The organism is Acinetobacter sp. IK23 (assembly GCF_035615275.1).
Lineage (GTDB): Bacteria > Pseudomonadota > Gammaproteobacteria > Pseudomonadales > Moraxellaceae > Acinetobacter > Acinetobacter seifertii.
The window spans coordinates 66,722-81,387 of the sequence record NZ_JANBNX010000015.1; the positions used below are offsets into that span (position 1 = coordinate 66,722).

The following is a 14,666-nucleotide window of genomic DNA, read 5'->3' on the forward strand; positions in this document are numbered from 1 at the left end:
ATTGATGACTTAGTGTGCGTCATCCCAGTTTTGTCCTTGCCCAACTTCAACCACTAACGGTACGGAAATTTCTACAACAGATTCCATGACTTTTGCGATTTGTTTTGAAAGTTCCTCAGCAATATTTTGATTAGCTTCAAATACTAATTCATCGTGTACTTGAAGTAGTAATTTGGCTTGATCTTTTGGCAAGATTTTATCAACTTCAATCATTGCAAGTTTAATAATATCAGCCGCACTACCTTGTAAAGGGGCATTGATCGCGGCACGTTCGGCAGCCTTACGCACCATTACATTTCGTGCATCAATATCAGGTGTATAAAGACGACGACCTAAAATAGTTTCAACAAAGCCTTGTTCCGATGCTACTTGGCGGGTACGTTGCATATATTCATAGATGCCAGGATAGCGTTGGAAATATTGCTTAATATAGTTTTGAGACTCTTGGCGTGTGAAACCTAACTGACGAATCAAACCAAACTCAGACATACCATAAAGTAGGCCAAAGTTAACGGCTTTCGCTTGACGACGTTGATCATTGGTCACATCTTCAATTGCAATACCCAATACTTCTGCTGCCGTACGACGGTGAACGTCTTGACCATGTTGGAACGCGTGTACCAATGCTTCATCTTGGGAAAAATGAGCCATTAAACGAAGTTCAATTTGCGAGTAATCGGCCGCTAGTAAAACTCGCCCTTCTGGTGCAATGAATGCTTTACGAATTTGACGGCCAATTTGTCTACGAATTGGAATATTCTGTAAGTTAGGATCAGAAGAGGAGAGACGGCCTGTCGCTGTGAGTGCTTGATGATAACTCGTATGTACGCGATGCGTGTCGTTATGAGATTGCTCTACTAGACGGTCCGTATAGGTGCTTTTTAGCTTTGCCAAACCACGATGTTCTAGAATAATTTCCGCTAAAGGATGTTCAATTTTTTCTAAAACACTTTCACTAGTGCTGTATTGCCCTGTTGCAGTTTTTTTACCGCCTTTAATTCCTAATTTATCAAATAGGATTTCGCCGACTTGTTTAGGTGAAGCAATATTAAAAGTTTCATCTGCAATTTCCAGCGCTTGATTTTCAAGCCCTTCCATTGTTTTTGCAAATTCAACACTTAATTTATCTAAGAATGCATGATCTAGGCGAATACCATCTTCTTCCATGCCTGACAAAATTCGGGCAACTGGCATTTCAATGTTATATAAAATATTTTCTAATTCAGGGTGTGCTTTGAGCTTACTTGAAAGAACTTCATATAAACGATAGGTCACATGTGCATCTTCGGCTGCATAATGAGCAGCAACTTCAATCTCAATTTGATTAAAAGTCTTTTGTTTAGCACCCTTACCAGCAATTTGTTCAAAAGTGGTGGTTAAGTGGCTTAAGTAGACACGAGCAACATCATCCATACCATGACGAGTAGCAGCTGCATTTAATACATAAGATGCCAGCATGCTATCGAAATACCAGCCTTTAAGCTCTATACCGTGGTTTGCAAAAATATGGGCGTCATATTTAAGATGATGACCGATTTTTTTAACTGCTTCATTTTCTAGCACAGGCTTAATTTGAGCTAGAATTTGTTCACGGTTCAGTTGTTGTGGTGCATTTTCATAATTATGTGCTAAAGGCACATAGTAGGCATCTTGTGCATCAAAGGCGATTGAAAAACCGACCATTTCTGCAATACGGTAATCAAGACTTGTGGTCTCTGTATCAATAGCAAAATGATCGGCATTTTGCATGCGTTGCCAGAGTTGATCCCAAGCTTCTTGAGTTAAAACAGTATGATAATTTGCAGTCCCAAGCTGATCATCTTGACTAGTTAAGCTGGCTTGATCTTCGGTTTCTATCGTTTCAGCAGGTTTAACTTCATTTTGAACTACTGTCTGTGAAGCTTGCTGTTTGTAGCTTGAACTATTTGGGTTGTTTGGATGATCAAGCGACTGTAATTGGTTTCTAAACTCAAGCTCAGTATAAAGATTACGTAAAGCTTCTACGTTTGGATCGATAAGCTTTAATTCATGCCAATCAAGTTCTAAAGGAAGATCACACACAATACTAGCTAATTGGTGATCAAGCTTAATATTGTCTAAATTGTCTTTAATATTTTGGCTCAGTTTGCCTTTAAGCTGGTCTACATTAGCAATGATATTGTCTAAAGTGCCGTATTCGGTCAGTAACTTGGCTGCTGTTTTTGCACCCACGCCAGGCACGCCCATAATACCGTCAGATGCATCACCCATTAGAGTCAAGTAGTCGATAATCTGATTTGGCCAAACACCAAACTTCTCAAATACGCCGTTGGTGTCCATTACACGGTCTTTAAAGCTATCTTCTAATTTTACATGGTCATTGACGAGCTGAGCCATGTCTTTATCTCCGGTTGAGATAAGGACATGATGGCCCTCGAGTACGGCACGTTTAGCAAGTGTACCGATAATGTCATCAGCTTCAGCACCCGGAAGGCTATATAAAGGAATCCCTTGAGCTTTAATCAATGCATGCAAATATGGAATCTGTTGAGATAACTCTTCAGGCATGGTTGGGCGATCACCTTTATAAATAGGTGAAAGCTTATGACGGAAAGTTGGCTCAGGCGTATCAAAAATGACAGCCATATGTGTTGGCTGCATACGGCGCATTAATTTTTGAATGGCAGAAATTGCCCCACGTATTGCATTGGTATGTAACCCTGTAGAGGTCGTCAATGGTGGTAATGCATGATATGCACGAAATAAAAAATAGGACCCATCAACCAAGACAAATGGTGGCATTGAACAATTCCTTAATTTGAATTAGGGGTATTTTACGTGAAAATGGCTATGAATGCAGGATTATGATTTTTGCAGTATTTTGTATGAATAAATATACGCTTGTATTGGCTTGAAGTAATATGACATGTAATGAAGCTGTTATATTGCTAAGCCCATGTATAAAAAAGACAAACAGGGAATGATCGTCGTTTTGATCGCTTTGACTTTGTTTTTAGCCATTTCAATTGGTTTTAAATTTCAAAGCGCCGTTGTTGCTTTATCTATTGCGCTCACTGTCATATTAGTTCAATTTTTATCAAATTTGCATCAGCGTTTAATTCATTTAGAACAACAGTTTTCTCAGCAGAAAACGCCACTTTATTCTATACACATACAAAGAACAGTAATTTATGCAGCCGCCTTGGTTGCATTAGTTGCTTATATTAATCATTGGATGTGGATTGCTGGTGGGGTATTACTGGTTTTATTATTATGTTTGATTCAAATCATTAGTGCATTTCATACTCGTCTATTGTTCCTTGAGTCAGCAAAACAAACTGTTCGTGTAAACGATACTCTACAAACAGAAGCTATAACTCCAGCGATAGAGCAAGTTGATCCAAAAAATATCGTTGAGCCAGTCAAGCCAGCTCTACCTGAAACAATAGCTTTAAATCAAGAACAACAAATAGCTCATGTACAAAGCGCATGGTGGCAAGCAGCAGTCGACTGGATGGTCCATGGCAATCCAATTTTAAGAGTTGCTGTCGCTGTACTGATGGTTGGAGTAGTGTTGTTATTACGTTTTGCAAGCGAGCACTGGCAGTTAAGCTTAGGTGTAAAACTTGGTTTTATTGCTCTTGCTGGAGGTGTGTTAACAGCATTTGGGTATACCTTGCAAAAGAAAAACCAGCTTTTTGCTGTGGCATTGCAGGGTGTAGGACTTGCGGTTGTATTCCTGACGCTTGTGTTCTCACATCATTTTGGTGTAATTGCCAATATCACTACAGCGAGTATTTTATTTGCTATTTTATTAGCAATTACGGTATTCCTGAGCTTAAAACAACAAGCAATTTATTTAGCAATATTAGCACTCGGTATGGCTTATGCGGCACCTTTAGTTATTCCGCAATATCGCCCAGATGTGATTTTCCTATTTAGTTATTACTTCGTCATTAATCTTGCAGTGGCTGCTGTTAATTTTATTCAGCCTTGGAAAATCCTAAATCAGATTGCTTTCTTTGCCACAATGTTTATTGGTGGTAGTGCAATCGCATTTTATGCTGAGCCAGCAAAATTTGACACATTAGACTGGATCTTATGGTGTCATATTGCTTTGTTTATTTGGTTAAGTGTTCGTTATAGCCAAAATATATCGCGGGTTTCAGAACATGATAAACAAGTGGGTATTCGCTTACCTCCACTGTTAGATGTTGGTCTTATTTTTAGTGTTCCTGTATTAGGCTTTACGCTTCATGCCTATTTAGTTCATGAATCTACGCAAGCGTTGACGATTGGTGCTGCTGTCTTGGCGGGTACTTATGCGGTATTAACTTATTGGATTAAAAAATCCCATCCAGAACTTTCAGTTCTTGCCAAAAGCTTTTTCATTCTTTCCGTTGCTTTTTTTGCCTTAATTTTTCCACTCGCGAAAGGGGCACATTGGACTGCTATTGGTTGGGTTGCTCAAGGTACGGCCCTCATTGTATGGGGAGTAACTGAACGCTACCGTTTAAGCCGATATATTGGGGTGATTTTAGTTTTACTTAGCTCACTTGCACTGTTTTATCAGGTTTGGGCAAATGAAGAGTTCCCAACGCTAAGCACTAGCATTTATGCAATTGCTCAATTCATTTCAGCTTTTTATTTACTGCAATACAACAGTAAAGAACAACGTTATTTCAGTGCAAGCATGTTTAGTGGCATTTTCTTATGTCTAGGTATGTATGCGGGTGCTGTAGCAGGTGTAGAAATAATGGCATGGCATCATCATGCCTTAAGCCCATATTTGATGTTTGCCATAGCCTTAATAGCAGTATTTAGTGCAGTTATTCATTATAAGCTTCGTGTCCAATGGGAAAGTTTACAGTTACTTTTAATTAGTCTGTTACTGTTACTAATTTTGGGTGAAGCCTTTACAAGTCAAGTTTTTACGTTGTTTAAATGGGGAGATTCATTACAGCAAATTACTTTCCTTGTTAGTACTATTCTTCTTAGTGGTTTATTTATTATCGCTCAACCGCAGTCGGGTGAGTCTAGCTACTTAAAAGTCTGGGCTGGTTTATGCTGGTTAGCATTAGCGATAGTGGGTGTGGCTATTTTTCCGCAAATGCCAATTGTGGCTTTGGCTTTTGTTTCAGGGGGGTATTCACTTTGGGCATATAAAGCTCATAAAACGACGTTGTTGCATCAAATTCCGGTGTGGTGTTTAAGCTTATTGTGGTTGCTTGCGGTGAGTGTTGATATTCATTCTGCCGAGTACCTATATTTTGTTCCCTTATTTAACTTAACTGACTTACTTTCAATTGTGGGATTTGCAGGTCTACTCTTTATTATTTATCAACATGATTTTGATCAGGATAGGTCACTGGAGTGGACTTTTAAAATTACAACAATTTTAGTGGGATTGTTGGTTTTCAGTAGTGTGGTCGTTCGGGGCTTGCACCACTACTGGGCGACACCACTATGGAGCGTGGCAATTTGGACAAATGGAATAGTCCAATTAAGCCTGACACTACTTTGGGTTATTTTGGCATTTGTATTGACCACATACTCTAGTCGGAAAATGATTCGTCAACTCTGGTTTGTAGGTGCTGCACTTTTAGGGATTGTTGTATTAAAGCTGATTTTGCTTGATCTATCGCAAAGTGCAACATTAACTCGAGTTATTTCATTTATTGGAGCAGGTGGGGTAATGTTGATAATTGCTTATCTTGCACCATTACCACCATCATCCTCTGTGCAGAAGAATCAAGAGCCTAAGCTTTAGGCTCTCGTTTTAACTCTTTCTGGTTGCTGTATTGATCGATATCATCTTCAGCAAAAACAGTAGATGGACGATCAATTAATCCCATTTTAGGAACAGGAATTTCAATTTGGTTATCTAAAAAACCATTTCGGATACGTTCTTGCATTTCATCTCGAACTTTTAAAGAATTTTCTTGGCGGCACCACATTGCAAATAAAAGCTCAATCGATGACTCTCTAAATGCAGTTACAGTTACCGCAGGTTTTGGGTCATCTAATACGAGTGGATAATTTGCTGCCACATTTAGCAACACTTCGCGAACTTTAATAATGTCTTCGTGAAAGTTAATGGCGAGTGTAATTGGAATACGCCGTATCGGATATTTAGATAAGTTGTGTACAGGCGCACGAATAAGTTGTTCATTCGGCAAACGAATATAAACATTGTCGAGGGTGAGTAGCTTAACCGAGAGTAGGTCAATTGAAATGACTTCACCTTCGATGGTATTGCCACGAATGAGGGTAATTTGAATGGTATCACCGACTTCAAATGAACCTTCCCCAATCAAAAATAGACCACTAATTAAGTTACTGGCTGATGTTTGAGAAGCAAAACCAAGTGCTACTGTTAAAATCCCTGCCGCTCCAAGAAATACACTAAGTTTAAATCCCGCCTCTTTCAAACTCGTCATAATGAAGAGTAAGAAAATAAAATAAAAAATACCACGACGCCACACTAAACGTTGATGAGCATTAAAGCGTGAGCCAATAGTTCTAATAAATGTATTTGAAATAATGCGTGCAAGAACAAAACCAATAAAACAAAGCACAACACCGACTAAAATTTCACTAATACGTTCGGTATTAATATTGGTAAATATACTTTTGAGACTATAAGCGATTTCTTTCGGAATACTTGTATCAGCCATATAACCCCCTTAAAAGAATGAATCAAACATATTAAATAGTGCACCACCAGGTGACCGCGGGGGATGAACATAAGTCACTTCACCAGCAAGAGGTGGTGTACGGTTTTCAATACGAATACGGGCAGGACGGTCAGAGCCCTCATAATAAACTTTAATTTGAGAAGTCCATAAACGACCAGTACTTTCACTATAAAAAAGAGGTAGTGCAGTTACTGGTACATTCATACGATCAAAGCGTAATTGATGGTTACTGGTATTGTGAAAATCAATGGGTGTAACTGCACGAAACGCACGTGGTGTTAACAAGTTTAAATCAGTACGTCCATCAACAGAGGTTGCATAGCAAATTTCACCTTGCTGCGCATTAGGCCCAAACCATGTATCTTTAGGCTGAATTACAGGAATTTCAAATAAAGGCTCATGCTGACTTTCAACTAAACCAGCAATCCAGAGAGGCGTACTAATATAAAGTGTTCCTCGCTGACCTGCTGGAATATAAATCGGATCAACAGGTTTAATAACCACAGAACGATCTGCCAGACGTGGCATAAGTAAAAATTCTGAATTGGTCTTTCGAAACATATAACGTTCGACTTGAACATTATGTGGAAAAGCAAAATGTGGGTCGGCAACTGGATGCCAATCTTGCTCATTATCATCTTGAAGAGAAGGACGATAATATTCGATACGCCATTCTTTTATGCCACGCGTTAAACGAAAGAGCATTGAACCAAATTGCCATGCTTTGGATTGGTTAATTTCAAAGTGCTGTTCACCCCACCATTTTAAAGAATTTTGGGGGCGAGGCTGATATTCATTATTTTCAAACAAGACGTAAAATTCCTCTACCGAGTTGTTAAACAGACTTCACGCTGTAATCTGCTTAGAGTACACTCAAAATCATCTTACTCATCATTATAAATTGTGATGCAAATATTGAAACAAATACAAGTTCCATATAGTTTTGCCAAGCGTCATGGTGTTTTATTTCGTTATGACGGTGATCAAGTTTTTATTGTTAGACGTCAAAATACAGAAAAAATTGCATTGCAGGAAGCAAGACGAATTTTGGGGAAGCCTGCACATTATCAGTTATGTACTGAACAAGAGTTTAATAGCCTATTAAGTACGAGTTACGCAGGCGACACTGGGGAGTCGCAACAAGTTGCGGCTGGTTTAGAAGATCATCCAGATTTATTGAGTCTTGCCGATCAAGTTCCTGAAACAGAAGACTTAATGGACCAAGAAGATGATGCACCTATTGTTCGTCTTATTAATGCATTACTTTCAGAGGCAATTCGGGTAGGGGCTTCAGATATTCATATTGAAGCTTTCGAAAAAAAACTATCTGTTCGTTTACGGGTAGATGGTCAATTGCGTGAAATTGTACAGCCACGCCGTGAACTAGCTCCGTTACTTGTTTCACGTATTAAAGTTATGGCGAAACTCGATATTGCCGAAAAGCGTGTACCGCAAGATGGACGTATTTCTTTACGTCTTGCTGGCCGTGAAGTTGATGTCCGTGTTTCAACTTTGCCATCGTCACATGGTGAAAGGGTTGTTATGCGTTTACTCGATAAACAAGCGGGTCGACTCAATATGACTCACTTGGGTTTAATGGCAAATGACTATGAACGTTTAACGCAATTGGTACATCGTCCACACGGCATTATTTTAGTCACAGGGCCTACGGGTTCGGGTAAAACAACAACTTTATATGCAGCTCTATCTGATCTAAATGACAATACCCGAAATATCTTAACTGCCGAAGATCCTATCGAATATCAACTCGAAGGTATTGGTCAAACCCAAGTGAATACCAAAGTAGATATGACATTTGCTCGTGCTTTAAAAGCAATGTTACGTCAAGATCCTGATGTAGTGATGGTGGGCGAAATTCGTGACTTAGAAACTGCTGAAATTGCAGTACAAGCCTCGTTAACAGGCCATTTAGTTTTATCTACACTACATACCAACACTGCTATTGGAGCGGTTACTCGTCTTAAAGATATGGGGATTGAACCCTTCTTATTATCAAGCTCTTTAATTGGGGTGGTTGCTCAACGTTTGGTTCGTACCTTATGTCCACATTGTATGACATTGCGTGAAGCCGATACTTTTGAAAAGCTGGTTTTTCAGCATATCTCGGATGAGCCAGCTTTAAAGTTACCTGAAGCCAAAGGGTGTGATCATTGCTCACATTTAGGATTTAATGGTCGTACAGCGATTTATGAAATTGTACCTGTTGATGAACCTATGCGTCGCCTTATTCATGGCAATGCCGCTGAATATGAACTAGAAAACCATGCTCGTCAGTATTCAGGTTCAATTCGTGATGATGGTTTGCGTAAAGTGCTTTCGGGTAAAACTACACTTGAAGAAGTGCTTCGAGTAACCAATGAGGCAAGTGAAGCATAATTTGGAAGATATAAAAAATGCCCGATTTGATTCGGGCATTTTTGAAATATCAAAACTTATTCAGTCACAATATTAAAAGTCACATCAATATTATTGCGAGTCGCATTTGAATATGGACAAACAATATGAGCTGCTGCCACTAATTTTTCAGCTTCTTCACGGTCCATGCCGATTAAGTAAACATTTAACGTTACTTCAATACTAAAACCTGTAGGAATTGGACCAATACCAACTTCACCTTCAACATAAGCATCTTTGCTAATATTAAATTTATCGCGGTTTGCAACGAATTTTAAAGCACCCAAAAAGCACGCTGAGTAACCAGCTGCAAATAATTGTTCTGGGTTAGTTACAGCACCACCAGCGCCGCCCATTTCTTTAGGTACACCGAGTTGTACGTCTAATACGCCGTCTGATGAAGTTGCACGACCATCACGGCCACCAGTTGCTTTAGCTTTTGCAAGATACACAACTTTTTCTAAAGACATCTTATTATTCCTAATTTAAATTGAATACAAATATATCGTACACGACTTAATTATTTTGACAAGCCAAATTTGTAAAAAAAATGATGATTATTTGGCTATATTTGTACGAAGTTGTGTCAGTTGATCTTTCAAACCAAGTAGAGTGGTCATGTCACAAGAACTTGCTTCCAAAATATGAGCTGGAATATTCACGGCTTGTTCCTTAAGTTCTATACCTTTTTCACTTAGTGTAATAATTACTTGACGTTCATCTTCTTTTGAACGAGTGCGATTTACGAGTTGAATTGCTTCTAACTTTTTTAAAATAGGGGTTAAGGTCGATGATTCTAAAAATAGTTTGTTGCCAATCTCTGAAACGGTAATCTCATCTTTTTCCCATAGAACCAACATTACCAAATATTGAGGATAAGTAATGCCTAATGGAGTCAAAAGTTTTCTATAAAGCTGATTAAGAGCTAAATTTGTTGAATAAATGAGGAAACATAACTGATTCTCAAGCTTTAAATTTTGACAGTCTTGGTCCATATATTTCTCAGAAAACTAATAGATGCTTTTGTAGTATATCGCTTTATGTTTAACTTCTTAAATGCTCATAATTTTGAGTTATTGATAAAAATAAGATAACGCAAAAAAAAGAGTAATCGAAAAATTACCCTATGACTTGAAAATATGAATTTGGAACAGTTACCAGAGATCGGCAATTTTTTTCATTAAACGAGCACGGTATTTAGCAGTTGGATTATTTTCATTACGTTGTTGCTCTTGTTCGTAGAAATCTTGCCAAGCTGTAATCATTTCTAAAGTTGTTCCTTGTTTTTTAATCATAGAAACATCAGCAGGTTGAATATTCTCTAAACGTTGTCTCGCACCTTCTGCACCGGTTCCCCAACCAATAATCCGTTGTCCAAAAGCAGGGAGAGGGATATTTTTAGGAGTAGGTGGAAGGACATCTTGTTTAAGTTGTAAGTTTGGGGAAACAAAATGATTTGTTGCACCAAATTCAGCTGCATAACAGTGAATATTTGCCCCTAAGCAAAAAATGCTAATTAAATATTTCCACATGAATAATTAAGCTTTTAATAGTGAATTAATTTACGATGCGTCATTAAAGGCATTGATGTACGAACAAGCTCTTGAGCAGCTAAATCAAAAGGTACAGTAATTAAACCACTACCTTCATGCTCAATCATACTTAAAACTTGTCCACGGCTATCAGTTGCTCCTGCATGTCCCCAAGTTTGACGTTTTTCTCCATGCCAACCTTGCTGTGCTGCCCCTAAAACATAACATTGACTATCCATTGCACGTGCTTGTAATAAAAGCTGCCAGTGCATTTGCCCTGTTGTATAGGTAAATGCTGCTGGTGCAGTCAATAGATGAGCACCTTGTTGTCTCAAGGTTAAAGCTAACTCAGGAAAACGCAAGTCATAACATACCATTAGCCCGATATTGCCAAAAGGGGTAGATGTGACTACAACGTCTGTTCCAGGTTCAAAGAAGCGGGATTCTTGATATCCACCGACAGCATCGCCAACTTGAACATCAAATAAATGTATTTTGTCGTAACGTGCTTCTGTCCTTTCTGGACTAATACATAAGCTTACTGTGCGCACACGGCCATCTTGTATGATAGAACCATCTTGACGAAATGGGCACGGTAAAGTGCCAGCAACAATCCAAATTTGATATTGATGCGCGAGTTTCTCAAGTCTTTGCTGAATTGATTCAAATTGCTCAGCTGTTTCACGCTGTTTACCAGCAGCGAAACATACAAAGTTTTCTGGAAAAACAATTAAGCTGGCATTTTGAGCTTTGCTTTGCTGAATCAATGACTCGATTATTTGAAAGTTGCTTTCAATGTCATCTTGAGAATTCATTTGAACAACTGAAACAAGAGTCATATACAAATCCAGATTAGCAATAAAATTTAGGCATTTTGCTTATCAGATACTTGTTCAAGCGTGTCTTGTTCTTTCTGCAATTGCTTAACAAGTGGCTCAAACATATTCTGATTGTTTGCATTAAGTTTCATCAATGTCTTGTGTGCATCCAGCACGGTTCTTAGCATTGCATTATGAGTAATGTGTTCATCCGTTAGCGTCAAAGTACAAACGTTAGGATCGCCACAATAATTCAAAATGACAAAAACCTGCCCTAGCCCCATGCTATTGGCTAAGGTTGTGATATCTGGATTGGTAGATAGCATCACAGCTTGAATATGATGAGTCTGTTTCAGTTTTAAGCCTAGCTTAGCTAAGATGCCTAATACAGTACTATCAATAAATGTTGTTTGGGTTAAATCAACGATTGCACCAACAACATTCTCTTGCTGTTCAATTCTGTTTAAAAGTTTGTCTAGACTTATACAAGAATGGGCTCGCACTTCACCAATAAGTTTGAAAATATGCGTTCCATTTAAGCTTGCATATTCAACATGACCTGTTGACATATAAATGCCATTTTCAGAGAAGGATAGAAAAATTATCACATAGTGCCATCTCAGACTCAAGAGTCCTTAAGTCGTATATTTTTTAATTGATTGATTTTTAAATTAATTCATTCGACAAAGACTAAAAATTGCGATGTCATCAGCAACATGATCAGGGGCTTGGAATGATTGATTTTGCAAATGTTGGACCAATTGTTGAAACTGATCATTCAATCCGCCATCAAATGGTTCTAGTGCTCCATCTGAGCAAACAATAAAACGTGCATGACGATTTAATGTACAAACATGTTCTTCAACTTCCAATTCATCTGTTAAACCCAAAGGGAAACTACTAGTCGTTAAAATTTTTGGAGGTTGATTTGGTTCAAAAATAATTGGAGGAGGGTAGTGGCCTGCACTAGACCAGCGAAGACTATGCGTTTCCAGATTTAAAATACCGACCACAATCGTAATATGTTTTTCAATATTTTCTTGAACGAGCATTCCATTTAATTTTTTAATCAACTGTCTTGGAGTTTTTGATCTGCCATGAAAAGCAGCCATCCAAGAAGTTAATAAACTGCTTGTTACACCGTGTCCTGATACATCTGCAAGATAAAATAAAACTTCTTTATCGTTTAATTTCCAATAGTCATACCAGTCACCTGATAGATATGCGGAAGGTTGGAAAAAAGTTTCAACTTCATAATTTGGTAAATCAATAGGATTCGGTAGTAAACGTTTTTGTAATTCTGCCGCCGAAGGTAAGTCGCGACTATCTTGATTGCGTTTATATTGAGCATCAATTCTTGTTAATGCTTTATTCAGATCTTGAGGTAACTGATTCCATACCCATCCAGCAAGAGCACCTGCCTCCCATGCCTGAGCTAATGCACTACCTTCATGTTCGAAAGCAATCACAATGGTAGGTAAACGCCATTTATAAGTCAGGAAATCTTGTACATCAGCAATTGCGATAATTGTTGGATCGTATAAATCGAGATCATCTATGTGAATGACTTGTAAGTCTGGAAGTGAATCCAGAGCTTGCTCTAAGAAAGGGATAGAGCGTGTCGGTTTAATGAAATACATAGAAGATATGATTGTCCTTTTTCAAGATCATTTTATCCATCATAGAGGATGTATAATCAAAATCAAGGTATTGCCTTTCTATATAGTAGATACAATACCTTGGTTTCCTCTTTAATTATTTCTTGCTTTTAGGTTGGCTATCATCTGGAACATCTTCAGATTCGTCATCATCAATGAAAGATACGTCTGCTGAATTACCTTTTTTCTCGGCAATTTGGAACGCCTTACGTTGAAGATACAAATCGCGAATCATCGCATATTGATCGCCTTGTATCGTTTGATCCAAATCTAAATACTGGGCACGTGTATCAACAGCTTGTAAGACGTTAGTTGACCAATACAAACCATCTTGGTTATCCATAATATACTTTTGTGGACGAGCTTGAGAGTCTACAGCTAAGCCTAAACCATCACGTAAAGTACTTGGGCCAAAGAAAGGTAGCATTAGGAATGGTCCAGAAGGAACACCATAGTAACCGAGAGTTACGCCAAAACTTTCATCTTCAGGTGGAAGCCCTAAGCGACTAGCGGGGTCAGCTAAACCTAAAGTCGTTAAGGTGTTCACAGTAAATCGGCCAAGTGTTTTTACTGCGCGAACAGGACGACCTTGAATGAGTTGGTTAACAGCATTCCATGGCTCACCCAGGTTTTTGCGGAACTGGCGATAGGAACCGCGAACATCTTCTGGTGTTTTTTCATTATATTGAACTGCAACGGGACGCAAAAAGTTGCGATCTAGCATGTCATTAAAAGAATAAATAGGGCGGTTTAATGACTGTAATGGATCTTTTACTGTGTCAGGTTGAGCAGCGTTTGCATTGATTTTTAAATCTTTAGCTTTTAGACCTTTTAAGTCTTTAATAATTTGTGAGCGGGGGCGACTCTGCTGAGCCTCTGTCGAAGCAACATCTTCCGAACTCGCGGTAGATCCTTCAGTAAGATTTTCTTGAGCGTGTGCTGATGTATAAATACCAACAGTTAATAAGCTCGATAATAGTAAATTAGAATAATTCATATAATTCCTTAACCGCTAGCCAGGCTATCTATAATATGCAGTTGGATAGAGATATATTTTAATACAGAAGCGATAACCTATTATCAATGTAAAATTGGTCAAATAATATAGAAATATGGCGAAAAAGACTAAAAAGTGACCGCTTGAATAATAAAATATGAGAAAGGTATTGCAAAGGGAATTTAATGGTCTATAATGCACATCCATCGGCGGTGATGCAGATAGAAACTTGTTGAAAAACAGTTACTTGTGATTAAGTTGGTTGCTTTAAGTGATGAATTTGATGATAAGGTGGTTTGAAAAATAAGTTTTAAAAAATATCGAAATTACCTGTTGACTTTTAAGAGATTAAGAGTAATATAGCCGACCTAGCTTGCTGGTGACGAACCAGGAAGAGGATCATTAAGAGAATTGAAGAACAACTTGTGTGGATTTTTACTGGTTGATTAATCGAAATAATTTTCATTGATTGATTGGTTTAAATTACTCGAAGTTTATTTGAGCGAAATTTAAGTCAGTAATTGATGAGCCAGAATTGGCACCTTGTCTTTAAATAAGGTGCAAAATGA

12 protein-coding genes are annotated in these 14,666 nt (G+C 38.2%); 2 read left to right on the forward strand and 10 right to left on the reverse strand.

The window, feature by feature from the left end; genetic code table 11:
* Positions 1-9 precede the first annotated feature (9 nt).
* Positions 10-2,781, reverse strand: coding sequence for a DNA polymerase I (gene polA, locus MSG95_RS11760; RefSeq protein WP_324624790.1), 2,772 nt, complete (start codon positions 2,779-2,781; stop codon positions 10-12).
* Positions 2,782-2,935: 154 nt separating this feature from the next.
* Between polA and MSG95_RS11765 the strand changes: the two genes are divergently transcribed.
* A complete protein-coding gene (locus MSG95_RS11765; RefSeq protein WP_077164733.1) occupies positions 2,936-5,749 on the forward strand; it encodes a DUF2339 domain-containing protein in 2,814 nt (937 codons plus the stop codon).
* On the opposite strand, the gene MSG95_RS11770 is transcribed toward MSG95_RS11765, so the two are convergent.
* Both MSG95_RS11770 and MSG95_RS11775 read right to left on the reverse strand, forming a co-directional pair.
* Positions 5,739-6,656 carry a mechanosensitive ion channel family protein gene (locus MSG95_RS11770; RefSeq protein WP_039251156.1) on the reverse strand — a complete coding sequence of 306 codons (918 nt, stop codon included), beginning with the start codon at positions 6,654-6,656 and terminating at the stop codon, positions 5,739-5,741. The two genes, MSG95_RS11765 and MSG95_RS11770, sit on opposite strands and share 11 nt — an antisense overlap.
* A 9-nt stretch (positions 6,657-6,665) precedes the next feature.
* Complete coding sequence (locus MSG95_RS11775) at positions 6,666-7,487, reverse strand: hypothetical protein (RefSeq protein ID WP_077162697.1); 822 nt, start codon at positions 7,485-7,487, stop codon at positions 6,666-6,668.
* A 96-nt stretch (positions 7,488-7,583) separates the two neighbouring features.
* Between MSG95_RS11775 and gspE the strand changes: the two genes are divergently transcribed.
* Positions 7,584-9,074 (forward strand): type II secretion system ATPase GspE, encoded by a 1,491-nt coding sequence (gene gspE / locus MSG95_RS11780; RefSeq protein ID WP_077164739.1) that lies wholly within the window; start codon positions 7,584-7,586, stop codon positions 9,072-9,074.
* 56 nt (positions 9,075-9,130) lie between these two features.
* On the opposite strand, the gene MSG95_RS11785 is transcribed toward gspE, so the two are convergent.
* From MSG95_RS11785 to MSG95_RS11815, 7 genes are all read right to left on the reverse strand, one after another.
* Entirely contained in the window at positions 9,131-9,562 is a 432-nt protein-coding gene (locus MSG95_RS11785; RefSeq protein ID WP_077164734.1) for an organic hydroperoxide resistance protein, read from the reverse strand.
* Positions 9,563-9,649: 87 nt separating this feature from the next.
* Complete coding sequence (locus MSG95_RS11790; protein ID WP_077164735.1) at positions 9,650-10,087, reverse strand: MarR family winged helix-turn-helix transcriptional regulator; 438 nt, start codon at positions 10,085-10,087, stop codon at positions 9,650-9,652.
* A gap of 159 nt (positions 10,088-10,246) precedes the next feature.
* Entirely contained in the window at positions 10,247-10,624 is a 378-nt protein-coding gene (locus MSG95_RS11795) for a DUF4951 domain-containing protein (RefSeq protein WP_004698537.1), read from the reverse strand.
* Positions 10,625-10,638: 14 nt separating this feature from the next.
* Positions 10,639-11,463 carry a carbon-nitrogen hydrolase family protein gene (locus tag MSG95_RS11800; protein ID WP_324624791.1) on the reverse strand — a complete coding sequence of 275 codons (825 nt, stop codon included), beginning with the start codon at positions 11,461-11,463 and terminating at the stop codon, positions 10,639-10,641.
* 26 nt (positions 11,464-11,489) lie between these two features.
* Positions 11,490-12,011, reverse strand: coding sequence for an anti-anti-sigma factor GigB (gene gigB, locus MSG95_RS11805; protein WP_000103065.1), 522 nt, complete (start codon positions 12,009-12,011; stop codon positions 11,490-11,492).
* Positions 12,012-12,113: 102 nt separating this feature from the next.
* Positions 12,114-13,082 carry an RsbU family protein phosphatase GigA gene (gene gigA, locus MSG95_RS11810; protein ID WP_077164737.1) on the reverse strand — a complete coding sequence of 323 codons (969 nt, stop codon included), beginning with the start codon at positions 13,080-13,082 and terminating at the stop codon, positions 12,114-12,116.
* A 115-nt stretch (positions 13,083-13,197) separates the two neighbouring features.
* Positions 13,198-14,097 (reverse strand): VacJ family lipoprotein, encoded by a 900-nt coding sequence (locus MSG95_RS11815; protein WP_228144397.1) that lies wholly within the window; start codon positions 14,095-14,097, stop codon positions 13,198-13,200.
* Positions 14,098-14,666: the final 569 nt, after the last annotated feature.